The sequence below is a fragment of the Nitratireductor sp. WH36-1 genome, assembly GCF_058725515.1.
The window spans coordinates 272,983-297,565 of record NZ_CM178970.1; the positions used below are offsets into that span (position 1 = coordinate 272,983).

At 60.2% G+C, this 24,583-nt stretch carries 26 protein-coding genes; 14 read left to right on the forward strand and 12 right to left on the reverse strand.

All coding sequences use genetic code 11. From position 1 onward, the window contains the following. Positions 1 to 2: 2 nt before the first annotated feature. A complete protein-coding gene (locus AC4PTT_RS01300) occupies positions 3 to 488 on the reverse strand; it encodes a DUF2628 domain-containing protein (protein WP_492161967.1) in 486 nt (161 codons plus the stop codon). Positions 489 to 492: 4 nt separating this feature from the next. Then, the gene (gene hisB / locus AC4PTT_RS01305; RefSeq protein WP_492161968.1) at positions 493 to 1,101 is read right to left on the reverse strand and encodes an imidazoleglycerol-phosphate dehydratase HisB; all 609 of its coding nucleotides are present in this window, start codon (positions 1,099 to 1,101) and stop codon (positions 493 to 495) included. Positions 1,102 to 1,561: 460 nt separating this feature from the next. Here hisB and hslV point away from each other — a divergent pair, with 460 nt between their 5' ends. The 4 genes from hslV to AC4PTT_RS01325 all read left to right on the forward strand — a co-directional run bounded on the left by hslV (position 1,562) and on the right by AC4PTT_RS01325 (position 5,159). Continuing rightward, positions 1,562 to 2,110 (forward strand): ATP-dependent protease subunit HslV, encoded by a 549-nt coding sequence (gene hslV, locus AC4PTT_RS01310; RefSeq protein ID WP_224924912.1) that lies wholly within the window; start codon positions 1,562 to 1,564, stop codon positions 2,108 to 2,110. Continuing rightward, on the forward strand, positions 2,097 to 2,627 hold the full coding sequence (locus AC4PTT_RS01315; RefSeq protein ID WP_492161969.1) for a GNAT family N-acetyltransferase: 531 nt from the start codon (positions 2,097 to 2,099) through the stop codon (positions 2,625 to 2,627). Before hslV ends, AC4PTT_RS01315 begins: the two co-directional genes overlap by 14 nt. Then, positions 2,624 to 3,934, forward strand: coding sequence for an ATP-dependent protease ATPase subunit HslU (gene hslU / locus AC4PTT_RS01320; protein WP_206545566.1), 1,311 nt, complete (start codon positions 2,624 to 2,626; stop codon positions 3,932 to 3,934). The genes AC4PTT_RS01315 and hslU overlap by 4 nt, the downstream gene beginning before the upstream one ends. A 247-nt stretch (positions 3,935 to 4,181) precedes the next feature. Beyond that, the gene (locus tag AC4PTT_RS01325) at positions 4,182 to 5,159 is read left to right on the forward strand and encodes a DUF1402 family protein (protein ID WP_113153629.1); all 978 of its coding nucleotides are present in this window, start codon (positions 4,182 to 4,184) and stop codon (positions 5,157 to 5,159) included. Between the two features lie 26 nt (positions 5,160 to 5,185). Here the strand turns inward: AC4PTT_RS01325 and AC4PTT_RS01330 are convergent, their stop codons facing one another. The 4 genes from AC4PTT_RS01330 to AC4PTT_RS01345 are packed head-to-tail and all read right to left on the reverse strand — an operon-like array spanning position 5,186 to position 7,980. Beyond that, a complete protein-coding gene (locus AC4PTT_RS01330) occupies positions 5,186 to 5,566 on the reverse strand; it encodes a helix-turn-helix domain-containing protein (protein ID WP_113153628.1) in 381 nt (126 codons plus the stop codon). Next, positions 5,563 to 6,132, reverse strand: coding sequence for a Smr/MutS family protein (locus AC4PTT_RS01335; protein ID WP_113153627.1), 570 nt, complete (start codon positions 6,130 to 6,132; stop codon positions 5,563 to 5,565). Before AC4PTT_RS01335 ends, AC4PTT_RS01330 begins: the two co-directional genes overlap by 4 nt. Positions 6,133 to 6,135: 3 nt before the next feature. After that, the gene (gene mltA, locus AC4PTT_RS01340) at positions 6,136 to 7,248 is read right to left on the reverse strand and encodes a murein transglycosylase A (RefSeq protein ID WP_492161970.1); all 1,113 of its coding nucleotides are present in this window, start codon (positions 7,246 to 7,248) and stop codon (positions 6,136 to 6,138) included. A 24-nt stretch (positions 7,249 to 7,272) separates the two neighbouring features. Then, a complete protein-coding gene (locus AC4PTT_RS01345) occupies positions 7,273 to 7,980 on the reverse strand; it encodes a Tim44/TimA family putative adaptor protein (protein WP_492161971.1) in 708 nt (235 codons plus the stop codon). A 207-nt stretch (positions 7,981 to 8,187) separates the two neighbouring features. Between AC4PTT_RS01345 and AC4PTT_RS01350 the strand changes: the two genes are divergently transcribed. Both AC4PTT_RS01350 and secB read left to right on the forward strand, forming a co-directional pair. After that, the gene (locus AC4PTT_RS01350) at positions 8,188 to 8,688 is read left to right on the forward strand and encodes an FxsA family protein (RefSeq protein WP_317088471.1); all 501 of its coding nucleotides are present in this window, start codon (positions 8,188 to 8,190) and stop codon (positions 8,686 to 8,688) included. 117 nt (positions 8,689 to 8,805) lie between these two features. Continuing rightward, positions 8,806 to 9,315 (forward strand): protein-export chaperone SecB, encoded by a 510-nt coding sequence (secB, locus tag AC4PTT_RS01355; protein ID WP_113153623.1) that lies wholly within the window; start codon positions 8,806 to 8,808, stop codon positions 9,313 to 9,315. Positions 9,316 to 9,450: 135 nt separating this feature from the next. On the opposite strand, the gene dnaQ is transcribed toward secB, so the two are convergent. The 5 genes from dnaQ to AC4PTT_RS01380 form a co-directional block, all read right to left on the reverse strand. Continuing rightward, on the reverse strand, positions 9,451 to 10,152 hold the full coding sequence (gene dnaQ, locus AC4PTT_RS01360; RefSeq protein ID WP_297560851.1) for a DNA polymerase III subunit epsilon: 702 nt from the start codon (positions 10,150 to 10,152) through the stop codon (positions 9,451 to 9,453). Positions 10,153 to 10,219: 67 nt separating this feature from the next. Continuing rightward, complete coding sequence (gene coaE, locus AC4PTT_RS01365) at positions 10,220 to 10,786, reverse strand: dephospho-CoA kinase (RefSeq protein ID WP_210344009.1); 567 nt, start codon at positions 10,784 to 10,786, stop codon at positions 10,220 to 10,222. A 32-nt stretch (positions 10,787 to 10,818) separates the two neighbouring features. After that, positions 10,819 to 11,652 carry a shikimate dehydrogenase gene (locus tag AC4PTT_RS01370; RefSeq protein WP_492161972.1) on the reverse strand — a complete coding sequence of 278 codons (834 nt, stop codon included), beginning with the start codon at positions 11,650 to 11,652 and terminating at the stop codon, positions 10,819 to 10,821. Next, positions 11,645 to 12,250, reverse strand: a complete 606-nt coding sequence (locus AC4PTT_RS01375) for a Maf-like protein (RefSeq protein ID WP_317088467.1) — start codon at positions 12,248 to 12,250, stop codon at positions 11,645 to 11,647. The genes AC4PTT_RS01370 and AC4PTT_RS01375 overlap by 8 nt, the downstream gene beginning before the upstream one ends. 4 nt (positions 12,251 to 12,254) lie before the next feature. After that, positions 12,255 to 13,088 carry a pyruvate, water dikinase regulatory protein gene (locus AC4PTT_RS01380; protein WP_206545572.1) on the reverse strand — a complete coding sequence of 278 codons (834 nt, stop codon included), beginning with the start codon at positions 13,086 to 13,088 and terminating at the stop codon, positions 12,255 to 12,257. Between the two features lie 399 nt (positions 13,089 to 13,487). Here AC4PTT_RS01380 and hemE point away from each other — a divergent pair, with 399 nt between their 5' ends. The 3 genes from hemE (at position 13,488) to rho (ending at position 16,496) form a co-directional block, all read left to right on the forward strand. Further along, positions 13,488 to 14,513 (forward strand): uroporphyrinogen decarboxylase, encoded by a 1,026-nt coding sequence (gene hemE / locus AC4PTT_RS01385; protein WP_206545573.1) that lies wholly within the window; start codon positions 13,488 to 13,490, stop codon positions 14,511 to 14,513. Continuing rightward, complete coding sequence (hemJ, locus tag AC4PTT_RS01390; RefSeq protein WP_113153617.1) at positions 14,513 to 15,043, forward strand: protoporphyrinogen oxidase HemJ; 531 nt, start codon at positions 14,513 to 14,515, stop codon at positions 15,041 to 15,043. The genes hemE and hemJ overlap by 1 nt, the downstream gene beginning before the upstream one ends. A 187-nt stretch (positions 15,044 to 15,230) precedes the next feature. Next, the gene (gene rho / locus AC4PTT_RS01395; protein WP_113153616.1) at positions 15,231 to 16,496 is read left to right on the forward strand and encodes a transcription termination factor Rho; all 1,266 of its coding nucleotides are present in this window, start codon (positions 15,231 to 15,233) and stop codon (positions 16,494 to 16,496) included. Positions 16,497 to 16,596: 100 nt separating this feature from the next. Here the strand turns inward: rho and AC4PTT_RS01400 are convergent, their stop codons facing one another. Next, positions 16,597 to 18,609: a thioredoxin domain-containing protein gene (locus AC4PTT_RS01400; protein ID WP_492161973.1), complete on the reverse strand. Its 2,013-nt coding sequence runs from the start codon at positions 18,607 to 18,609 to the stop codon at positions 16,597 to 16,599. A 79-nt stretch (positions 18,610 to 18,688) separates the two neighbouring features. On the opposite strand from AC4PTT_RS01400, the gene mnmE reads away from it, so the two are divergent. The 5 genes from mnmE (at position 18,689) to AC4PTT_RS01425 (ending at position 24,531) form a co-directional block, all read left to right on the forward strand. After that, positions 18,689 to 20,002 carry a tRNA uridine-5-carboxymethylaminomethyl(34) synthesis GTPase MnmE gene (mnmE, locus tag AC4PTT_RS01405; RefSeq protein ID WP_492161974.1) on the forward strand — a complete coding sequence of 438 codons (1,314 nt, stop codon included), beginning with the start codon at positions 18,689 to 18,691 and terminating at the stop codon, positions 20,000 to 20,002. Between the two features lie 258 nt (positions 20,003 to 20,260). After that, a complete protein-coding gene (gene mnmG, locus AC4PTT_RS01410) occupies positions 20,261 to 22,132 on the forward strand; it encodes a tRNA uridine-5-carboxymethylaminomethyl(34) synthesis enzyme MnmG (protein WP_492161975.1) in 1,872 nt (623 codons plus the stop codon). After that, complete coding sequence (gene rsmG, locus AC4PTT_RS01415; RefSeq protein ID WP_206553300.1) at positions 22,132 to 22,764, forward strand: 16S rRNA (guanine(527)-N(7))-methyltransferase RsmG; 633 nt, start codon at positions 22,132 to 22,134, stop codon at positions 22,762 to 22,764. Before mnmG ends, rsmG begins: the two co-directional genes overlap by 1 nt. A gap of 52 nt (positions 22,765 to 22,816) precedes the next feature. Beyond that, the gene (locus AC4PTT_RS01420; protein WP_206545578.1) at positions 22,817 to 23,605 is read left to right on the forward strand and encodes a ParA family protein; all 789 of its coding nucleotides are present in this window, start codon (positions 22,817 to 22,819) and stop codon (positions 23,603 to 23,605) included. 56 nt (positions 23,606 to 23,661) lie between these two features. After that, positions 23,662 to 24,531, forward strand: a complete 870-nt coding sequence (locus AC4PTT_RS01425; RefSeq protein WP_206545579.1) for a ParB/RepB/Spo0J family partition protein — start codon at positions 23,662 to 23,664, stop codon at positions 24,529 to 24,531. Positions 24,532 to 24,583: the final 52 nt, after the last annotated feature.

Sequence of the window (24,583 nt, forward strand, 5' to 3'; positions counted from 1 at the left end):
GGTCAGCGCGCTCCAGGATAGGAAAAGAGACCGAGCGCCGGCTCGCTGCCACGGCCGAAGCCCTTGGCCGGTGCGGGCCTGTCGGTGAGGGCAGGGGATGGCGTTTCCTGCCGCGCTTCATCGTCGGCAAACACCAGTTCCGCCATGAAACGGGTTTCCGCCTCGTCGCGATTGTCGGCGTCGACAACGCCCCATTCATGCCAGCCGCGCCGCTTCAGCATGGAGACCCGCAGATTGCGCGCCTCCAGCCCGAAGAACAGCGACAGGCAGAGCGAGGCCACCGTTGCCGCAACCGACCAGCCCTCCAGCGTGCCAAGCGCGCCGAGCAGCAGCGCGGCGGCAACCGCAGCCAGCGCTTCCAGCCACATGCGATGCCACAGGAACCAGAGGAACGGCGCAATGAACGCCAGGATCGCAAAGCCGTCGCGCACCAGAACCGCCTGTTCCGGATTGCGTTCGGGCGGCTCCATCACAACATAGCTTGCCATCGGCTTATCCCTTCAGGCTGCCCTTGGTGGAGGGGACTGCATCAAGCTGGCGCGGATCGGCTTCGCAGGCCGTACGCAGCACCCGCGCCACCGCCTTGAAGCAGGTCTCGGCAATGTGGTGGCTGTTTGCGCCGTAATGATTGGTCACATGCAGGGTGATGCCGGCATTCTGGGAAAGCGCTTGGAAGAACTCGCGCACCAGTTCGGTGTCGAACGTGCCGATCTTCTGCGTCGGAAACTCAACATCCCAGACGAGGAAGGGACGGCCCGAAACATCGATCGCCGCGCGCGTCAGGCATTCGTCCATGGCGAGATCAAGCGAGGCGTAACGCGTGATGCCGCGCCGGTCGCCCAGCGCCTCCGAAATGGCCTTGCCGAGCGCGATGCCGCAATCCTCGACCGTGTGGTGATCGTCGATGTGCAGATCGCCATCGGCCTTCACCGTCATGTCGATCAGCGAATGGCGGGAAAGCTGCTCCAGCATATGGTCGAGAAAGCCCACGCCGGTAGCCATGTCGTAACGGCCTTCGCCATCGATTTCGACCCGAACGGCAATGGCCGTTTCATTGGTCTTGCGGCTGATTTCGGCGGTGCGCGTTGTGCTGGAAGCCATGGTCTGTCCCTTTGCGCTGCATGAAGGCCAGCCTTCTAGCAGCATGTTCCGCCAAAGACCAGAACCGTTGCCGCCCAGACGGTACGCCAAGACCGGCAGATCCTGATTTCAAACTCCGCCCGCAATACCCATCATCGCCACATCTGCAAAGTGCTCAACACCCCGCCAGGCACCCTCGTGGTTCGCCTTTCAGCAAGCTCAAGAGGCTCACCATGAGGATTGATGTGACGGATGGTGACGCGACGTAGCGATGTGCTGCCATGTTCACCCCCATATTCAAACCCTCAAGGGACCCGCCGCACAACGCAACAACAGCCCTCATCCTGAGCTTGTCGAAGGGCGAGGGCGCCTGGCACCGACATGGCAAATCCATCTGCGCGTTTGCATTCCACAATGATCAACTTACATATTCGATCTGACGGCGCCGTGCCTCTTCGGGCGGCGCGAAAAGGAGTGTGCGATGAGCGAAGAAAAATCCATGCACGCCACGACAATCGTCACTGTGCGCAAGGGCGACAAAGTGGTGATTGCCGGTGACGGGCAGGTCAGCCTTGGCAACACCGTGATGAAGGGCAATGCGCGCAAGGTGCGGCGCATCGGCAAGGGCAATGTGATCGCCGGCTTCGCCGGGGCTACCGCCGACGCCTTCACCCTTCTGGAGCGGCTGGAAGCCAAGCTGGAGCAGTATCCCGAGCAGTTGATGCGCGCCTGCGTCGAGCTTGCCAAGGACTGGCGGACCGACCGCTATCTGCGCCGGCTCGAAGCGATGATGCTCGTGGCCGACAAGAGCGTCACCCTGGCGCTTACCGGCAATGGCGATGTGCTGGAGCCCGAGCAGGGCATCATGGCCATCGGCTCCGGTGGCAATTATGCGCTTGCTGCCGCGCGTGCGCTCGCCGACACCGACAAGGACGCCGAGGAAATCGCCCGCAAGGCGATGGAGATCGCCGCGTCCATCTGCATCTACACCAATGACAATGTGGTGGTGGAAACCCTTGACGCCGAATGAGGCAGACCGGGTTGCCCTTTCTCCGGTAACCGCAGATCATTTCCCGCTGCTCCTCGACTGGCTCCGCCAGCCGCACATACGCGAATGGTGGGGCGAGCCCGAAATCGAGCTGGGCCAGATCCGCGACATGATCGAGGGACGCGACACGACGCGCCCCTTCATGATCGAACTGGAAGGGCGGCCGGTCGGCTACATTCAGTACTGGTTTCTGGCGAACAATCCCGACGGGATCGACCAGTGGGTGGACGACCTTCCGGCGGATACCGTCGGCGTCGACCTGATCATCGGCGCGAAAGACCTGCTCTCGAAAGGGATCGGAAGCACCGCAGTGAGGCTGATGGTGCGCCATCTTCTGGAGACGGGACGCAGAAACATCATCATCGATCCGGACCCCAAGAACACGCGTGCGGTCCGCGCCTATGAAAAGGCCGGCTTCCAGCCGGTGCCTCATCTGGCCGGACGCACAGGGGACTACCTGATCATGCAATACGACACGAACAACGAGACGGACACATGACCACATTTTCCCCGCGCGAGATCGTCTCCGAACTCGACCGCTACATCATCGGCCAGAATGACGCCAAGCGCGCCGTGGCGATTGCGCTGCGCAACCGCTGGCGTCGCCAGCAGCTCGAGCCGGAGCTGCGCGAAGAGGTGATGCCGAAGAACATCCTCATGATCGGACCCACCGGCGTCGGCAAGACCGAGATCTCGCGTCGCCTGGCAAAGCTCGCCGGCGCGCCCTTCATCAAGGTCGAGGCCACCAAGTTCACCGAGGTCGGCTATGTCGGCCGCGATGTGGAGCAGATCATCCGCGATCTGGTGGAGGTCTCCATCGGTCTCGTGCGTGAAAAGATGCGCGAGAACGTGAAGGCCCGCGCCCACATGAACGCCGAAGAGCGCGTTCTTGAAGCGCTGGTCGGGAAGACCGCCAGCCCCGCCACCAAGGACAGTTTCCGCCAGAAGCTGCGCAATGGCGAGCTGGACGACAAGGAAATCGAAGTGGAAGTCTCCGATTCCGGCGGCGGCATGCCCGGTTTTGAAATGCCCGGCATGCCTGGCGCGAATATCGGCGTTCTGAACATCAACGACATGCTCCAGAAGGCCATGGGCGGCAAGCCGACCAAGCTGCGCAAGACGACCGTGAAGGAGTCCTACGAACTTCTGATCGCCGACGAGTCCGACAAGCTTCTCGATGAGGAAGAAGTCACCCAGCGGGCCCTGGAATCGGCGCAGAATGACGGCATCGTCTTCCTCGACGAAATCGACAAGATCGCCAACCGTGAGAACGGTGCGGGCGCCGGCGTTTCGCGCGAAGGCGTGCAGCGCGACCTGCTTCCACTCGTGGAAGGCACGACGGTTGCGACCAAATACGGTCCGGTCAAAACCGACCACATCCTGTTCATCGCCTCCGGCGCGTTCCACGTCTCCAAGCCTTCGGACCTTCTGCCGGAGCTTCAGGGCCGCCTGCCGATCCGCGTCGAGCTGCGCGCGCTGGAAAAAGACGATTTCCGCCGCATCCTGACGGAAACCGAGGCGAGCCTCATCAAGCAGTATGTGGCGCTGATGGAAACCGAAGGCGTTTCGCTGAACTTCACCGACGACGCCATCGACCGTCTGGCGGCCATTGCCGTCGATCTGAACGCCAGCGTCGAGAACATCGGCGCACGCCGGCTGCAGACGGTGATGGAACGCGTGCTCGACGAGATCTCGTTCAACGCACCGGATCGTTCGGGAACCGAGCTTTCCATCGACGCGGCCTATGTCGACAAGAATGTCGGCGACCTCGCCAGAAACACGGATTTGTCGCGCTTCATCCTCTGAAGCCCCCGCACAGAACCGAAATCTGCCCATTCCCCGTCCCATGCCCTGCCGGTGCCGAGCCGGCGGGGCATGGCGTATAAGAGGGGCGCATAAGAGGCCCGCATATAAGCAAGTGTGACATCTCTGCCGCGGTCGGGGCGTGATGATTGTCGGGCTGCGAATGCCTCTCGACTTGGTCGGTAGCTTTGCCTAATTTGCCGATAATCCAAAAAAGTCAGAACCACGCAGGGGGCGCAAGCAGCGCGACATGGCACCACGGGCACGACTGGTTATAGGCATTTGCCTCGGCTTCTTCTGCGTCGGAACACTTCCCGTTTCCGCGGCCAAACTCGTTCCCGAAGGAAACCGGAACGCAAAGCAGCCCCCGGTGCCCGGTGTTTCGGCCAAGCGCACGAAGTCGGCCCAGACCACCTATGAAGCCAAATATGGCAAGGTCTACCAGCTTCTGAAAACGGATGGCGGGCTCGTTTCCAAGATCCGCTCCATTTCATCCCGATACAACATCGATCCCGTTCACATGGTCGGCGCCATCGTCGGTGAGCACACCTACAATGTGGACGCCTATGACCGCCTGCAGACCTATTATGTGAAGGCGGTCTCTTATCTGAAAAGCGATTTCTCCTTCTCCTATGGCGGTGAGACGGTCGGCCAGTTCGTGGAACGGCCCGAATTCGCCGACTGCGAAAAGGAAAAGGGCAGCTACGACATCTGGTCGTGCCGCGAAGCCGTCTGGGACAAATCGTTCCGCGGCAAATCCGTCGACGGCAAGAAATGGCCGAACGACCGGTTCGGGGCCGTTTTCTTCCAGCCTTTCTATGCAGGCCAGACCTTCGGCATCGGTCAGCTCAATCCGCTGACCGCCCTCAAGATGACCGACACGGTGAACAGGGTTTCCGGCTTCCGCCAGATCAGCCACACCAACCCGCAGGAAGTCTACCAGACGATCATGGACCCGGATAAATCGCTCGCCTATGTGGCCGCGACGGTGAAGAAGTCCATCGCCGCCTACAGGCAGATTGCCGATTTCGACATTTCGAAGAATCCGGGCATCACCGCCACGCTCTACAATCTCGGCAATCCGGAAGCACGCGCCGCGCGTCTGGCAGCGGAAAACCGCGTCCGCCGGGCCAAAGGCCAGCGGGTCAAGCTTCCGGAAGAGAACTATTATGGCTGGCTGGTGAACGAGAAGCTGGATGAGCTGAAGGCGCTTTTCCAGGATTCTTGAACCAGGATTCCTGAACCATCAGGTTCTTATGTCCCGTCCGTCGCCCGGTCGCCGGTGACGGCTTTCAACTGCTTCAGAAGCACCTTGATCTCGCCATCCTTCAGAGAAGCGATATGCGCCGCCAGAAGGTTTGCGAGTTCCGTTGCACAGGGCGAAAGATGCGCCGTGTCCACCACGACGCGCGGGTGTGAAAGCTCGGCGATCCGCTGCAGCTCGTCCGCCTCATCCCAGATCACGTTGAAAAAACCGATGATCTTCTGAACCATCGCCCAGTTGGGCGGGCTGGCGCGACCGTGCTCCAGAGAAGAAAGATAGGCCGCGCTGACGCCGATGGCCGCCGCCATTTCCTTCTGGCTCACCCCGCGCTCACGCCGCAGCTCGCGGATTTTCTCGCCAAGCGGGGTCACATGCCGCTCCTGTGCCTGCGCTTCAGGCGGATATAGAACGCGCCGCCGCCGCCATGACGCCGGCTTGCCTCGTCGATCCCGCTCACCAGGCCGGAGAAGGGCGGTGTTGCAAGCCAGCGCGGCAGGGCGCGGCGCAGCACGCCATCACTGCCGAACGATGCGCCCTTGCCGGTAATCACCAGAACATGGCGCATGCCCTCAGCATGGGCGCGGTTCAGGAAGGAGAGAAGCAGGCTGTGCGCTTCCGACTGGGTCAGCCCGTGAAGATCCACGCGCCCCTCCAGAACAAGCCGGCCACGGGCAATCTTGGTATGGGTGGGCTTGTCGATCGGCCGGGTCGGATGCGCCTTGACCGGAGCGGGCGAAGCCTTGCCGGAACTGCTGGATGTCGCAGCAGGCCGCGATGTGTCCTGCGCCACCAGGCGCGAAAGCTCGGCCATCGTGTCGTCATCGGGCTCTGCCGTTTCTTCAAGAAACTTGCCCTTGAGCGGTTCCGTGGTCCGCGCCACGCGGTTCCACAGAATGCGGTCTTCCATACTCAGACGTTTCGGCGTGTGGCTGGTCATTGCTCAGCCTTCCACAAGCGCTCTGGGAACCAGCGCATAAAAATCCGCTCTGTGGCGGATCACACCGGCGATCTCGCCCGCCGCAGAACCGCTGCCGATGAAGAGATCGGCCCGCGCCTGTCCGGTGATCGCCGAGCCCGTATCCTGCGCGATCATCAGGCGACGGAATGGCCCGCCATCGACCACATCGAGTTCCGGCGCATTAATAAAGAACGGGGTTCCGAATGTGTGCAACAGCCGGTCGACGGCGATCGAGCGCCCCGGCGCGAGCTGCACCTTGGCGGCTGCCACGGGACCAAGTTCCGGCGCTCCCGCATCGGTTTCGCGGAAAAAGATGAAAGAGCGGTTTTGCCAGAGAATTTCGTCAATTCGCTCCGGATTTTCCGAAAACCAGCCCCGAATGCTCTGCATTGTGACCGTTTCCGGAGAAAGCGCGCCGCGCTCGATGAGCACCTTTCCGGCGCCCGTAAAATAGTGACCCGACTTCGCGGCATAGGTGACGCGCATGACGGATCCATCCTCAAACCGCAGCCTTGCCGCACCCTGAACATGGATGAAATAGGCATCGACCCTGTTGTCGAGCCAGACGAGTTCCAGACCACGCCCGTCCAGCGCGCCACGGTCAATTGCGCCGCGGTCGTGATACTCCACAAGGCCGTGGTCCGTTTTCCGGGCAAACGCAAAATAGGGATCGAGCCCGGCGGGGCGGTTCTCATCATCCACATCGACCAGATCGTCGGGACGCCGGTAGAGCGGCACGCAGAAGCGCTCGGTCCTTTCGCGCGAGGCCTCAACCTCCGGCTCGTAATAGCCGGTCACAAAACCGGAACCGCCGTCTTCAGCGCGGATATGGCAGGGAATGAAATGTTCTTCGAAGAATGCCCGGGCCGATGCTTCATCGGCGTCGGGCATGGCCAGTGCCGCTTTGTGAGCGGGAGCGAAGGCGGAAAGCGCGATGCCCAGAGCGCCCGTGCGATAGGGCTTTACGGCAACGCGCTTGGCGGAACGGGCAAATGCACGAAAGGCGGAAAGAACCTTGTCCTCCCGCCAGCCTGGCATGTCGCTGAACGAAACCCTCTCAAGGGATGGCGAAAGCGCCGCAGACTGCGCGGCCATGCACGACGCTCCGCCCGGCAAGGATCAATCCTCGGCTTCGGTGGCGACGAGCTTCCAGTTGGGGTCGCGGGAACGGCTGTCGCGCGCGAAGGTCCACACATCCTTGACTTCGGCCACGGTCTCGGGATCGCCGTCGATCACCTCGCCGGACCCGTCACGGGTAGCGGAAATGAGCTCGCTGACGATGCGCAGCGTGACATGGGCTTCCGAACCCTTCATCTCGGCGGCGACGATGTCCATGCTGTCGATGCCGACAAACGAGGATTCGATCTTCTCGTTGCGCTTCTCACGCTCGTCGATTGCAGCGACGAAACCTTCATAAACCTCGCGCGAAAGCAGGTTCTTGAGGGTCCGGCGGTCGCCATCGGCATAGGCCATGACGATCATCTCATAGGCCATCTTCGCGCCTTCGACGAAGCTCTTGGGCGCGAACGAAGCGTCGGCGTCGCGAATGGCGCGCATGCCCTTGTTCAATTCGCTGCCCGGCTTGGCGGCCTTGTCGATATCGGCATAGGTCTGGTCGGGTTCCGGAGCGCCCTTGCGGCGCGGCAGGGAGACCACGTTTTCGCCGTCGCCGGACTTTTCTTCGCTGGAAGACCTGCGCCCTGCGGTGTAGGGATCAAAAGGCGGACGTTCATTGCCCGTACGCCGGCCGAGCACATTGCGCAGCTGAAAGAAGATCACCACAGCGGCAATCAGAAAGAAAATCGTGCCGAAATCGAAGAATTCCATAACGTCCAGCCAAACGAGCCACTGTGTTCCGCAGCACCTGCCGGCTCAGGCCAGGTGCAGAGGCGACGGCACCCCGTCCTTACCGGAAATCATATAGAACGCAGACCGCCATCATTCAAATTTTCGGTCAGAATACCTATGTTTTCCCCACTGGCCAGCATGGAACGGTCAGAATCCGCTTAAACAGGCAACAAGGCTAACAAGTTCGTGCGATTTTCGATTGTTCCCTTCCTCCTTCTCGCCATCCCGTTGGGCGAGATCGCCATGTTCGTCGTTGTCGGCAGCCAGATCGGCGTGTTCCCCACGCTGGCGCTGGTTCTGATAACAGCCGTGACAGGCTCCATCCTTCTGCGAATTCAGGGGTTTGGGGTCGTTCGCCGCATTCAGGAAACGATGAATGAGGGCGGCGTGCCCGGCCGCGATCTCGTGCATGGCATGATGATCATGGTGGCCGGCGTGCTTCTTCTCACGCCCGGTTTCATCACCGATACGCTCGGTTTCCTCCTGTTCATTCCGGCAATCCGCGACATCGGCTGGAAATTCCTGCGCAGCCGCATCGTCGTCATGGGCGGGGCGGCAGGCGCCGGCGCACAGCGCCAAAACCCCTATCGACGCGACACCGGGCCGCAGACAATTGATCTTTCGGCAGACGATTACAGCGACGAACCGAACGATAAATCGCCCTGGCGCGGACCCGATCGCGACTAAAGCGGACCGTCCCGCGACCCCGCCGCGCCTTGTCATGCGCCAAAGCCCATGCTAGCGAGCAAACAATTATTTTCGGGGAGCCGCGCGGCTGCCAACCACGCTTGAGGAAGAACACGCATGGCCAAGAAACCAGAAGAAAACACTGCAGGCGCGAACGAAGCGGCAAAGGCCGGCAACGGCGCACAGCCCGCACTGAACGTTCTGACCCAGTATGTGAAGGATCTTTCCTTCGAAAGCCCGGGTGCTCCGCAGTCTCTGCGCGGTCGTTCGGAAGCTCCGGCAATCAACATCAACGTCAATGTCAACGCCAACCCGCTTGGCGAGACCGACTATGACGTCGTGCTGACGCTCAACGCCAAGGCAGAAGCCGAAGGCAAGGTGCTGTTCAACGTAGAGCTGGTTTATGGCGGTGTCTTCCGCGTTGCCGGTTTCCCGCAGGAGCACATGCTGCCGGTTCTCTTCATCGAGTGCCCGCGTCTGCTCTTCCCGTTCGCACGTCAGGTCATCGCCGACGCAACCCGCGCCGGTGGCTTCCCGCCGCTGATGATCGACCCGATCGACTTTGCCCGCATGTTCCAGCAGCGCGTTGCCGAGGAACAGGCAAAGGGCCAGGTTCAGGTTTCCTGATCCAGCCAGATTTTCTAAGTTTTTTCGGGGTGGCGCTTTCGGGCGCCGCCCCGAATCACTTCTGGCGCATCATTTCTGGCGCAGGATTCTTCGATTTTCAGAGAAAGCCGGGATTTTCCGGAAAACTGCCCGACTTCAGGCGCGCAGATTGTGCCAGAGCGATTTTTCGCCGAGCTTTTCGACCAGCGCCTCATGAGCGGCGCGCTCTTCCTCGCTGATGCGCGGGGGAAGGGGGGTCGGTCGCGCCGACAGGGTGACCGAAGCGGCCAGTGCACTTTCGCCCGCATTGTCGCCGCCGCCTGAAATCTCCAGACCAAGAGCGGCCTGCTTGCCGCCGATCAGCTCGATATAGACTTCGGCGAGAAGTTCGGCGTCGAGGAGAGCGCCGTGCTTGGTGCGGCGGCTGTTGTCGATGCCATAACGACGGCACAGCGCATCGAGCGAATTCGGCCCCATCGGGTGTTTGCGCCGGGCGATGGCCAGCGTATCGACCACAAGCGAGGGCTCCACCGGGGGAACGCCCAGCCGGTCGAATTCGGCATTGATGAAGCCGATATCGAAGTTCGCATTGTGAGCGACCAGCTTTGCGCCGTCGATGAATTCCAGAAATTCTTGCAGAACCGCGCCAAACGCCGGCTTATCGGCGAGATCGGCATCGGAAATTCCGTGAACCGCCTGTGCTTCCGGGTGAACCGAACGGCCCTGCGCATTGATGTAATGATGCAGGAAACGCCCCGTGGGAAAACGATTGTCCAGCTCGACACAGCCAATCTCGATCACCCGATCCAGATTGTTGTCGAGACCCGTAGTTTCCGTATCGAAAACGATTTCGCGCATTCATTCGCTCCAGAGCGCCAGTTCGTGAGCAACATGCGCACCCGATGCGGGTGACGCAAGCATGGCCTTATGGGGATGGTGTTTCGGCTGGGGAAAGTGCTGCGATCACCGATTTCACGGCATCGCGCGCCGCTTCCATTCCATTGCCCGTGTCGATGATGAAGTCGGCGCGCGCGCGCTTTTCCGCATCCGGCACCTGACGGGCAAGGATCGCGGCGAACTTTTCTTCCGTCATGCCGGGGCGTGACAGAACCCGGCTGCGCTGCTCTTCAGCCGGCGCAGTGACGACAACAATGCGATCAACACGATCCTCACCGCCCGTTTCGAACAGGAGCGGAATGTCGAGCACGACAATGGGCGTTCCCTTTTGCCTGTTTTCGGCAACGAACGCGTCTGCATCCTGACGCACCAGTGGATGGATGATCTCTTCCAGCGCCTTGAAGGCTTCGGGTTTCCCCAAAACGGCCCTGGCCAGTCGTTCACGATCCACCGCGCCGTCAACAACGGTTCCGGGGAAACGCGCCTCGATGAGCGGTGCAGCCGCACCCGCATAGAGCCTGTGAACCGCTGCATCGGAATCGTGCACCGGCACGCCTTCTTCCACAAACATGCGGCCGGTTGTGGATTTCCCCATGCCGATGGAGCCGGTGAGGCCGAGAATGACTGTCACACCTGTTCTCCATCGGACAGAACATGCGTGCGCAGGGCCCCGGTGACCTCTGGCCGCATGCCGAACCAGCGCTCGAAACCGGGCACGGCCTGATGCAGCAGCATGCCCAGCCCGTCGACCGGCGTGAGCCCGCGCGCCTCGGCGGCGGCAAGCAGGTCCGTCTTGAGCGGCGCATAGACAATGTCGCTGACGACCGCGCCTTCAGGCATTGGATCGAGCGAAATCTCCAGCGGCGGTTTCCCGGTCATGCCGAGCGCGCTCGTGTTCACCAGAAGATGCGCATCCGACAGAAGTGCCGGAAGCGCGTCCCAGCCATGGGCGCTGACGCCCGTTCCGAAACGCTGCGCCAGCTCCTCGGCCCGCTCAATGGTGCGATTGACCACGCGAATCTTGCGGTAGCCGGCCTTCTGGATGGCGTGGATGATGGCGCGCGCCGCACCGCCTGCACCCAGCACCACGGCGGTCTCGCCAGACGTCCAGCCGGGAGCAATGGCGCTCAGATTTGCAGAAAAACCATAGGCGTCCGTGTTTCCGCCGATGAGTTTTCCACCCTCGAACCACAGCGTGTTGACGGCGCCGATCATCTCGGCCGCCTCGTCGCGCTGATCGACACCCTGAAAGGCTGCTTCTTTGTGGGGCAGGGTGACGTTGCCACCGGCATATACGGAAGATGACAGGCCAGCGAGAAACGCCGGAAAATCGAGCGGTGCGACATCCAGCTTTTCATAGCTGCCGGCGATGCCGTGCTGATGAAGCCAGTAGCCATGAATGAGCGGCGAGCGGGAATGCGCGATGGGATGCCCGCAGACGAAGGCGTGAATATCAGCCATCGATCGCCCCCAGCGTGCGCAGCTCGGCCAGAAGCGGCAGGAGCGGCAGGCCGACAATCGTGAAGGTGTCGCCTTCGATCTTTTCGAAAAGCTGAATGCCTTCACCTTCGATCTGATAAGCGCCTACGCTGTGCAGGGCATTTTCACCCACACTGGAAAGATGCCGACCGATGAAAGCGGGATCGAGATCGCGCATGGTGAGGCGCGCAATGCCCACATGCCGCCAGATCACCTCGCCATCGCGCGCGATGACGACGGCGCTGTTGAGCTGATGGGTGCGGCCCGAAAGTTTCAGAAGATGCCGGCGCGCGCCTTCCATGTCTGCTGGCTTGTGGAAGACTTCATCACCGAGCGACAGGGTCTGGTCCGCACCGATGACAAGCGCGCCGGGGGAGCGCTCGGAAACGTCCACGGCCTTGGCTTCGGCAAGCACCTGGGCGACGGTTTCAGGATCCGCGCCGCTTCCTTCCAGCGTGTTTTCCACAGCGCGCTCGTCGATCTCGGACCGTTCGACGCGAAAATCGACGCCGGCATCGCGCAGCATTTTCTGACGAAAGGCGCTTCCCGACGCCAGGATGATGGCGGGCTTGTCTGTCATGGTGTCACCCTCTGTTTTCTCGTGACTTCGCATACAATGCGAGAATGGCGGCTGCCGTTTCTTCAATGGACCGGCGCGAAACGTCGATCACCGGCCAGCCATGCCGGCTGCAAAGCTGCCGCGCATAGGCAATCTCGCGCGAGATTGTTGCGCGGTCCGTGTAGGGATTGAAGGCTGTTTCATCCACAGAGCCCAGAATGCGGTTCTGGCGGATCTGTGAAATGCGTTCGGCGGAAGCAACGAGGCCGACGATCAGCGGCCGCCTGGCCTCTGCCAGCGCTTCGGGAAGCTTCATGTCCAGAACGATTGGAACATTGGCGGTCTTCACACCGCGGTTCGCCAGATAGATGCTGGTGGGCGTCTTGGATGTGCGGGAGATACCCACAAGCACAACGTCCGCATCTTCAATGTTCAGCGGAAGCTGCCCGTCATCATGCTCCATGGTGAAATTGAGCGCTTCGATGCGGTGGAAATACTGCGCATCCAGCACATGCTGCGCGCCCATGCGCCGTCCGGCGGGTGTTCCCAGATAGGACTGGAAAACCATCAGCACCGGTTCGAGCACGGAAACGCAGGGCAGGCCGAGCGCGGCACAGCTTTCATCCACCTGCCGGGCGAGTTTCTGATCCACCACTGTGTAGAGAACAATGCCCGGCTCGCGCTCCACTTCATCGAGCACGCGGGCCAGCTGCTTCTCATTTCGAATCAGCGGGTAGATGTGCTCGATCGCCCGCGCATCCTTGTATTGCGCGGCTGCGGCGCGTCCAGCGGCCAGAAGAGTCTCTCCGGTCGCATCAGAAATCATGTGAAGATGGAAGAAGCGTTGCGGCTGTTGCACGGTTTTCTGCCCCGCCATGTGGATGATTGTTGATAACGCGGGCTCAAAAAAATGGCGAGGCCGCGCCTCTGGATAAGTCCATAGAGTCTTCCACAGATCAGCCCGGTGTGAATTGTGATCCGCCCATGTGGAGAACAATCGACAATCCCCGAACCTTCCTTCATTGTCCACCACACGCGGGAAAATGAAATTGGCTCAGCCTATTGAATCTGCGTGCTGAATCCGCATTATCCCCGTTCTTCTGAAGATGTGCATTGCCATGGGGCGCGGCAATAAGACCGAAGGGGCGATGCGCGAAACCGTGGACAGATTTGAATCCACATTACAAACAGAGTCTAAGAATCAGAAGAATCTTCAGATCTGTAATTATCTTTTGAATCCTGACTGTGGAGCATCCTGATGGGGCAGCGAAAAATCCTCGACGTGCTTAGAGGCGAGACGGTGTTTCCGCCTCCCGTATGGATGATGCGCCAGGCAGGGCGGTATCTGCCGGAATACCGGGAAACCCGGAAACACGCCGGTGGGTTCCTGGATCTCTGCTACAATCCCGATCTGGCCGTGGAAGTGACCCTACAGCCGATCCGGCGTTTCAACTTCGACGCTTCGATCCTGTTTTCCGACATTCTCGTCGTGCCTCATGCCCTCGGACGCGATCTGCGCTTCGAGGAAGGGCGCGGTCCGCTCCTGACGCCAATCGACGCCGGCGGCATCGCCAGGCTGGAAACCGACGGTTTTCATGATCATCTGGCGCCGGTCTACGAGACGGTGCGGCGGCTTCGGAAAGAACTTCCAGACGAAACGACGCTGCTCGGCTTCTGTGGCGCGCCGTGGACTGTGGCGACTTACATGATCGCCGGGCATGGAACGCCGGACCAGGCGCCGGCCCGCATGTTCGCTCTGGAACAGCCGGAGGCCTTTTCCGCGCTGATCGACTGTCTTGCGGACTGTTCGGCCGAATATCTGATCCGCCAGATCGATGCGGGCGCGGATGCGGTTCAGATCTTTGATTCCTGGGCCGGTGTCCTCGATGAGCTCTCTTTCGAGCGCTGGTGCGTGAAGCCGATGGCCCGGATCGTGGCGAAAGTGCGCGAAAAGCACCCCGATGTGCCGATCATCGGCTTTCCCAAGGGCGCGGGCGCGCATTATGCGGGCTATCGCCGGGAGACGGGCGTGACGGCGCTGGGCCTCGACTGGACCGTTCCGTTGGGCACAGCGCGCCGCCTGCAGGCCGAGGGAGCCGTTCAGGGCAATCTGGACCCCCTGAGGCTGATTGCGGGCGGAGAGGCGCTCCACGAGGGCGTGGCGGCCATTCTGGACGCCCTGAGACATGGACCCTTCATCTTCAACCTCGGCCACGGCATCACGCCCAAGACGCCGGTTGAGCATGTGGAAGCCATGCTGAAACAGATCAGGGAGGCCGAGTGATGGCTGCGAGTGACACGGGCGGCAAAAAAGCTGCGGGCAGGGCCTTCACGGCGCTGGCGATTTTCATCGGCCTGACGGCGCTTCTGTTTTTCTACAATCCGTCCGGTTTCTATCTCTGGGCGAAGGCCATCCATGTGATCGCCGTGATTGCCTGGATGGCAGGCATGCTCTACCTGCCGCGGCTGTTCGTCTATCACGCGGATGCCGAGCCGGGTTCGGAGAAATCCGAGACCTTCAAGGTGATGGAGCAGCGTCTGTTACGGCTGATCATCAACCCGGCCATGATTGTGACCTGGGTTTTCGGCCTGTGGCTGGCCTGGGACGGTTTCGGCTTTTCGGGCGGCTGGCTGCACGCAAAGATCGCGCTTGTTATCGCCATGTCGGGCGTGCACGGCTATTTCTCGGCCTCCGTTCGCCGCTTTGCGGCCGATCAGAACACCAAGCCCGCCCGTCATTGGCGTATAATGAACGAAGCGCCGACGCTTCTGATGATCGTTATTGTCGTGCTTGTTATCGTCAAACCCTTCTGATACGGGTTTGACAGACTGCCTTTGATGCGGAACCGGCGATGCCGTCTTGCCCTTTGAACAAGACGGCGCTAAGAGTCGGTTCCTTCCTTTTTGTCCGGTTCCACGCACATCTTCCGTTCCGAGTGAAACCGGCTGGCTTCAAATACGCCTACCCCCATCTTTTTGTTTGCCTTTCCAGAGTCCGCACATGCAGGAAATGAAACTCCAAGAGCTGAAAAGCAAATCGCCGACCGATCTCATTGCGTTCGCAGAATCGCTTGAGGTCGAGAACGCCAGCATCATGCGCAAGCAGGAGCTGATGTTCGCGATTTTGAAGAAGCTCTCCACGCAGGATATCGAGATCATCGGCGAAGGCGTCGTGGAAGTGTTGCAGGATGGCTTCGGCTTCCTCCGCTCCGCAACCGCCAACTATCTGCCGGGTCCGGACGATATCTACATCTCCCCCTCCCAGATCCGCCGCTTCTCGCTGAAGACGGGCGATACGGTTGAGGGTCCGATCCGCAGCCCCAAGGAAGGCGAGCGCTATTTCGCCCTTCTCAAGGTCAACACGATCAATTTTGAGGATCCGGAGAAGATCCGCCACAAGATCCACTTTGATAACCTGACACCGCTCTATCCCGACGAGCGGCTGAACATGGAAATCGAGGATCCGACGAAGAAAGACCTGTCGGCGCGCGTGATCGACCTGGTGGCGCCGCTCGGCAAGGGCCAGCGTGGCCTGATCGTCGCGCCGCCGCGCACGGGTAAGACAGTTCTTCTGCAGAACATCGCCCATTCGATCACCTCGAATCACCCGGAATGCTTCCTGATCGTTCTTCTGATCGACGAACGTCCCGAAGAAGTGACCGACATGCAGCGCTCGGTGAATGGCGAGGTCATCTCCTCGACCTTCGACGAGCCGGCCTCGCGCCACGTGCAGGTTGCCGAAATGGTCATCGAGAAGGCGAAGCGTCTGGTCGAGCATGGCCGCGACGTGGTCATTCTGCTCGATTCGATCACCCGTCTTGGCCGCGCCTACAACACGGTCGTGCCGTCTTCCGGCAAGGTTCTGACCGGTGGTGTGGACGCCAACGCCCTGCAGCGCCCCAAGCGCTTCTTCGGCGCGGCGCGCAACATCGAAGAGGGCGGTTCGCTGACGATCATCGCCACGGCGCTCATCGATACGGGCAGCCGCATGGACGAAGTGATCTTTGAAGAGTTCAAGGGCACGGGCAACTCGGAAATCGTTCTGGACCGCAAGGTTGCCGACAAGCGCATCTTCCCGGCCATCGACATTCTCAAGTCCGGTACGCGTAAGGAAGACCTCCTCATCGCGCGTCAGGATCTCCAGAAGATCTTCGTTCTGCGCCGCATCCTGGCTCCGATGGGCACCACGGACGCGATTGAGTTCCTTAACGACAAGCTCAAGCAGACCAAGACCAATTCGGAATTCTTCGATTCGATGAACACCTGATGGTGGTTTGACGAAATCTGCCGTTCTGGCAGCAATGAAAAGGCGGCGTCACGGGAAATCGCGACGCCGCCTTAATCTTTTGTTCAGCATAAAATCCTGCTCAGTGCCTTCTGCGCAACGCCTCTTCCAGTGCATTGGCGGTGTCGAATGGGGGCAGGCAGGTCTGGCCGACGCACAGATAGGCCGCTTTCCGTTTCGGATCGACGGTGACGCCGCCGGGCAGTTCCATCGCTTCTTTCGCTCCAGAGAGAACGATGTCGAAACGGCGTGGATCCAGATGTCGATTCGCTACCGGAACAAAAACCTGTTCCGCATCCGGTTCGACCATGACCAGCTTCATGGGTTCTTCCGCCAGAGCCGCAGCATAGACAGTGCCCGCCTGGCCATAGGTCTGGCTCGCAGCGCGCCCGAGCGCCTTTTCAACGACATGGCCCAGATGGGCGCCGAGAGCGCCGTTGTGGAGCACGGAGAGGGCAAGGAGCGCTTCTATGCACTGGCTGGTGGCCGACGGGATGGCCTCATCCACATCACCGCGAATGCGCATCGGCACGTCGCCGGCGTCTGAAGCGGTCAGAAAATAGCCTGTCGCATCAGCATCCGCGTGCCATTCATCCAACACGGTGCGCCAGGCATCTGCCTGTGCGAGCAGTGTTGCATCGCCTGTCGCCTGATAAAGCGCCGCTGCAGCGGAAATCATGCAGGCATAATCGCTGGTGAGCCCGGGGAAGACGCTGTTCCCGCCGCGGATGCTGTGGGGCAGGCGGCCGTGATCCATCGATTCGCATACGAAACGAAAAGCCGTTTGTGCAGCTTCAATCCAGTCCCTGCGCCCAAGGGTGCGACCGGCTTCGGAGAGAGCTGTGATGGTGAGGCCGTTCCAGTCGACGAGAATCTTGTCGTCACGCCCCGGTTGGGGACGGGTGTTGCGGGCTTCAAGCAGTCTGTCGAGCATGTCGCGCAGCGCGGTTTCGGTCTCACGCCCCTGAGACTCCGGCGTCGAACGACGATGCAGGATGGGCGCGCCCTCCCAGCCTTCCGGTTGAGCGAGCGAGAAGACTTCCAGAAAGCGATTTGCGTCCGCACCCAGGATGGAATTGAGCTCTTCTTCCGTCCAGAGATAGGTTTGCCCCTCAACGCCTTCAGTATCCGCGTCCAGACTGGATATGAACGCGCCATTCACGTCCCGCATCTCGCGGAGCAGCCAGCCGGCGGTTTCTTCGATTCGATACCGAAACAATTCATTCTGGGTTTCACCATACGCCCAGCACAGCATGCGAAGGAGCTGTGCGTTGTCGTAGAGCATCTTCTCGAAATGCGGGACGATCCAGTGATCGTCTGTCGCATAACGCGCGAGGCCACCGCCTACATGATCGTAAATGCCGCCCGAAAGCATGGATTTGAGGCTGAACAGAACCGCTTCTTTGGAAGAAACATCGCCGGATTGAAGCGCCTGAAGCCAGAGTATGCGCATGAACGGGACATTGGGGAATTTTGGGGCACCGCGAAGGCCGCCCAGTTCCATGTCGATCATGCGCAGAATTTTCGGCGCAAGATCATCCAGCAGCGCAGAAGGGGAGGCGGAGTGACTGGAAGCGGGGGAGAGCCGACTCTCGACATGCGATTTCAACGCCGTGGCACTCTTCAGGAGGTCGGTGCGCTTGTTCTTCCAAGCTGCATTGACCGCTTCCAGAACCTGCGGGAAGCCGGGGCGGCCGTAGCGCTGTTCAGGTGGAAAGTAGGTACCGCCCCAGAACGGGTTTCCGTCCGAATCGAGAAACATGGTCAGCGGCCAGCCGCCTTGCTCGCCGGTCGCAGACAGGGCCGCCATATAGATCTGATCGATCTCAGGCCGCTCTTCCCGATCCACCTTGATATTGACGAAGTGCCGGTTCATGGCCTCCGCAACTTTTGGATTCTCGAATGACTCATGAGCCATCACGTGACACCAATGGCACGCGGCGTATCCAACGGAGAGAAGAATGGGACGGTCCGTCTCCCGGGCTTCCTGCAGGGCCGCCGCAGACCAGGGGCGCCAATGGACCGGATTATCCTTGTGCTGCAACAGATAGGGACTGGTTTCGTTGGAAAGCAGATTTTTTGCTGGCAGAGCCATCAGGATTCCTTGCACATCGCATCGTTATGGAAAATATCTACCGGCACGGTAGGGCGCTTTGGACGTAAGGGCAATTCAGATGCGGGCAACGATATTCGCACTTTCCAGCGGTGGACTGCCATCGGGGGTCGCCGTGGTGCGGCTTTCAGGCGAAGGCACCCGTCAGGCCCTTGAGCAAATGGCGGGCGCCTTGCCTGTAGCGCGACAGGCTGCGTTGCGCGGGATCCACAATCGTGACGGCGTGCTTCTCGATCGGGGGCTTGTTCTCTTCTTTCCGGGTCCGCACAGTTTCACAGGTGAGGATTGTGCGGAGCTGCATCTGCATGGTGGCCGCGCCGTGGTTCAGGCAGTGCTTGACGCGCTGGCCGGCTTTGCAGGGTTTCGTCTGGCAGAAGCCGGAGAGTTTACCCGACGCGCCTTCTTGAACGGAAAATTCGACCTCACGGAAGCAGAAGCGCTCTCCGACCTGATTGCCGCAGAAACAGAAGCGCAGCGCCGCTTTGCGCTGGCCAATTCAGAGACACGGCACCGCGCACTCTACGATGGCTGGCGCAGGACACTTATTCAGGCCCGCGCCATGATCGAGGCGGAGCTTGATTTCTCGGATGAGGAAGACGTTCCGGGTTCGGTTGCGGAGCAGGTCTGGAACGATGTCACTGCGCTGCACCGATCCTTGCGGACACATGCCGCCGGATATCGGAATGCCGAGATCATCAGAGAGGGATACCGCGTCGTGATTCTCGGTGCGCCCAATGCCGGAAAATCCAGTCTTCTCAATGCGCTTGCCCAACGCGATATCGCCATCGTGACGGATGAGCCAGGAACCACGCGCGATGCGCTGGAGACCGCACTCGATATAGACGGCGCGAAAGTGATCCTGACGGATACGGCTGGCATTCGGGAGAACCCCGGCCGTGTTGAAGCACTCGGGATCGAACGCGCGATCAGCAGAGCGAAAGACGCGGATCTGATCCTTGTTCTCGAAGACATGTCTGCTGAAGACACTGTGGAAGCACCGGCCGATGCACCTTCTCTACGGGTCGGAAACAAGGCTGATCTTCCGGCCAAAGATCGAAATCAGCGGGACTACGACTTTGAGATCTCGGTCAAATCCGGTGAAGGGATCGATGCTCTTCTGGCAGAGCTACGCAAGCGGGTGGGGGATGCGACCCGGAACGCGACCGAGATCCTGCCGTTCAGGCAGCGTCACGTACAACTGATTGAAGAAGCCGCACGTCATGCGAAGACAGCAATCGCGTCCGAGGACACACCACTCGAACTACGCGCGGAAGAGCTGCGACTTTCTGCAGATGCGCTGGGACGCATCTCTGGAAGCATTGATGTCGAGGACCTCCTCGACACGATTTTCTCGCAGTTCTGTATTGGCAAATGACTCACGTGAAACATGCACGATAAATCGTGACTCACGTGAAACAGTGTTGATTGATTTAGCGATGACTCACGTGAAACACGGGATAGGAGATTGAACAGTCTTGACTCATTGTTTCACGTGAAACCCATCCAACTCAAATCTCTTGACTGATGGGTTGGAAAAGGACATGTCATCCAACGTCCCAATGCCAATGTCCTTAAATCCAGCCAGCTTTCTTCTCTGGTCGAGACGTTTGCGCAGCGCAGATGGATATGAATAATGACGAATGAAACCTTTGATGTGATTGTGATCGGTGGCGGGCACGCCGGCGCTGAAGCGGCATCCGCCTCTGCGCGCAGCGGTGCAAAGACCGCGCTGGTTACACTTCGCTTCGACACCATCGGCGCGATGTCCTGCAACCCGGCAATCGGTGGGCTTGGCAAGGGGCACCTTGTTCGGGAAGTCGATGCGCTGGACGGCATTATGGGACGTGCGGCAGACGCCGCTGGCATTCAGTTTCGTTTACTCAATCGCCGCAAGGGTCCGGCAGTTCGCGGCCCGCGTACACAGGCAGATCGCAAGCTCTATCGGGCTGCGGTGCAGGAGGCGATCCGTTCTCAAGAGCATCTCGAAGTGATCGAAGGCGAGGCGCTGGAACTGGTCATTGATGCGGGGCGGGTCACGGGTGTTGTTGTGTCCGGAGAGCGTCATCTCAACTGTGGCTCTGTTGTGTTGACCACTGGTACGTTTCTGCGCGGCCTCATCCACATCGGTGAAAAGACGATACCGGCGGGGCGCATGAATGAGCAGGCTGCCGAGCGCCTGTCGCTCTCTATGGAAGCGGCGGGCTTCAGGCTCGGGCGTTTGAAGACGGGGACCCCGCCCAGGCTGGACGGTCGTACGATTGACTGGGCATCGCTCGACATGCAGCCAGCGGACGACGATCCGACGCCATTCTCCCTGCTGACAGACGGGATTGTGAATCGGCAGATAGAGTGCGGCATCACGCGAACGAGACCGGAAACCCATCAGTTGATCCGGGACAATCTGCATCGCTCGGCCATGTACTCCGGCGCGATTGACGGAATCGGACCGCGCTATTGTCCGTCCATTGAAGACAAGATCGTCAAGTTTGGCGACAGGGAAGGGCATCAGATATTCCTGGAGCCGGAAGGTCTCGATGACCACACGGTTTATCCGAACGGTATTTCGACTTCGCTGCCTGAAGATGCGCAGGTCGCGCTTCTCAAAACCATTCCCGGCTTGGCTGAGACCGTGGTGCTTCAGCCGGGATATGCGATTGAATATGACCATGTGGATCCGCGAGATCTCGAACCGACGCTTGAAACCCGGCGAGTGAAGGGGCTGTTCCTGGCTGGACAGATCAACGGCACGACCGGTTATGAAGAGGCTGCAGCCCAAGGCATTCTTGCCGGCATCAATGCAGCGCGGTCGGCGTCCGGCTCCGGCATGATCACCCTCGGCCGGGCGGATGCCTATATCGGCGTGATGATCGACGATCTGGTGACGCGCGGTGTGAGCGAACCCTATCGCATGTTCACCTCGCGCGCGGAATATCGCCTGTCGCTGCGGGCAGACAATGCGGATATGCGCCTGACGCCTCTGGCCATGGAACTGGGCATTGCGTCGTCAGAACGGCGGAAGCGCTTCAGCGAGATGCAGACGGCGCTGGACAATGCGCGAGCGCTGATCAAGAGCCGTGACCTGAGTCCGAATGAAGCCGAGCGTCATGGCATAGCGCTGAACAAGGACGGTGTCCGGCGCTCCGCCTACGATCTCTTGTCCTATCCAAATATCGATATGAGCCGACTTACTACCATCTGGAATGACTTCTCCTCTATCCCTCCGAAGCTCGCGGAGCTCGTCGAGACGGAGGCGCGATACGCCGTCTATCTCGAACGGCAGGGAAGTGACGCCGCGATGCTGCGGCGAGAAGAAGCACGGCTCATACCGGATGATATGACGTTCGATACGATTGTGGGATTGTCCAATGAACTCAAGCAGAAGCTTGCGGCCCGGCGGCCGCGGAGCATTGCAGACGCCCAGCGGATCGATGGGATGACACCGGCAGCTCTGGCACTGATCATCGCCACGCTACGCCAGTTTGAGACCGAGCGGGGCGCTGCATAATGGCGACATCGCGTTTCGATCAGCTTGTGGAAATCGCTGGTCCAGTTTCACGTGAAACATTTGATCGTCTGGTTGCGTTTGAGGAAGTTTTCCGACGCTGGTCGAGACGAATCAATCTGGCCGCTCCGTCAACGCTTGAGACCTTGTGGGAGCGTCATATCCTGGATAGCGCGCAGCTTTTGCGACTCGCACCGGATGCGCGGAAATGGCTCGATGTCGGGTCGGGCGGCGGTTTTCCCGGCGCGGTAATGGCAATCCTTCTTGCTGAAAAGCCGGGCGCTGAAGTCCATCTGGTTGAAAGCAACCGCAAGAAAGCAGCCTTTCTTGTCTCGTCGCTCAACGAGGTCGGGGTTCGGCCAAAGGTTCATGCAAAGCGAATCGAAGACTGCTACAGCCTCATCGAGGCCCCGGAGATCGTTACGGCACGGGCTTTGGCTCCGCTTTCGCTGCTTCTCGAGCTGACAGAGCCCTGGTTGAGCCAGGGTGCGCGTGCGCTCTTTCACAAAGGCCGGGATTACCGGAGGGAAGTGGAAGAAAGCGGTAACGCGTGGCGGTTCGATCTGGTAGAACACAAAGACAAGGTCGATGCGGCAGCCATCATTCTCGAAGTGAAGAATCCTGTTCGGCTTTAGCCGGGGTCGTCGCGGAACCTTTCAGTCGAGTCTATTCGAGGTAGCAGCAGCGATGAATAGCGGTACGCGAATCATCACAGTCGCAAACCAGAAGGGCGGGGTTGGCAAGACAACCACAGCCATAAATTTGGCAACCGCGCTTGCCGCGATTGGCGAAAACGTTCTGGTCGTCGATCTTGATCCGCAAGGCAATGCCAGTACCGGGCTGGGCATTGACCGTCAGAAGCGTCTCGTTTCGTCCTATGATGTGTTGACCGGTGGGGCAGGCATCATGGAAGCGGCTATGGAAACCGCTGTTCCCGGTCTCTCGATCGTGGCTTCGACGCTCGATCTTCTGGGCATTGAAATGGAAATTTCGAGCGCGCCTGACCGTGTTCTGAAACTGCGCAACGCATTGAATCAGGACGGAATTCCTTATTCGTACGTTCTGGTGGATTGCCCGCCATCCCTGAACCTTCTGACGCTGAATGCAATGGCGGCAGCCGATTCCATTCTGGTTCCGCTGCAATGCGAGTTCTTTGCGCTGGAGGGGCTGAGCCAGCTTCTTGAGACGGTTGAGCAGGTGCGTGCCTCGATCAATCCGCATCTGGGCATTCAGGGCATTGTCCTGACCATGTTCGACCAGCGCAACAATCTCGCCAACCAGGTGGTGGCGGATGTGCGGGCGCATATGGGCGAGACCGTCTACGACACGGTTATTCCGCGCAATGTGCGTGTTTCCGAGGCGCCGTCCTATGGGAAGCCTGCGTTGCTCTACGATCTGAAATGCAGCGGTAGCCAGGCTTATCTACAGCTGGCTTCTGAAGTGATCCGTCGTGAACGGCGGTTGCAGGCTGCCTGAGTTCGATTTCATCGGGCGGGCGGTTAAACGAGTTTTGTGGCTGATGGTGTTTTGACATGAACGAAGATCCTTCACGCAAGCGTCTGGGGCGCGGTCTGGCCGCTCTGATCGGGGAGATGGACAAGCCGGATACCGAGCAGAAGGAAGCGGTGCGCGCGGATCGCTCCGTGCCGATCGAGTTCATTTCGCCAAACCCGCGCAACCCGCGCCGTCTGTTTGCCGAGGGTGATCTGGGTGATCTCGCCCAGTCGATCCGTGAGCATGGCATCGTGCAGCCGGTGGTGGTTCGTTCCGGCGATGCGCCGGGCCGGTTTGAGATCATTGCGGGTGAACGTCGCTGGCGCGCCGCGCAGCGGGCGGGTCTGACCGAGGTTCCGGTCATTCTGCGCGAGGTGGATGACAAGGCCGCGCTAGAGCTGGCCATCATCGAGAACGTGCAGCGCGCGGATCTGAACGCGATCGAAGAAGCGCGTGGCTATCAGCAGCTGATCGATGAGCACAGCTATACGCAGGCGGATCTCGGCCAGGTGATCGGCAAGAGCCGCAGCCATGTGGCGAACACGCTTCGTCTGCTCAAACTGCCGGAAGCCGTGGCGGATCTCATTGTCGATGGATCGCTGTCCGCTGGCCATGCGCGGACGCTGGTAACGGCGCAGGACCCGGTTGCGCTTGCTCTGCGTATCATTGAGGACGGGCTTTCCGTCCGCCAGGCAGAGGCTCTGGCCGCAGCGCCGGCGGAGGAAGGCAAGGCCGAGCGTGAGCCGAAGAAGGAAAAGGACGCGGACACGCTGGCCCTCCAGAAGCTTCTGAGCGATCAGACAGGGCTCAAGGTCGTGATCAATCACAAGCAGCGTGGCGGCGAAATGCGGATTGCCTATCGCTCGCTGGAACAGCTCGACGAGCTTTGCCGTCTCCTGAAGCAGTAGCCAAGGGCCTGTTTGCAGAACTGGATTGCCGTGCGTCCATGAGGACGCAGGA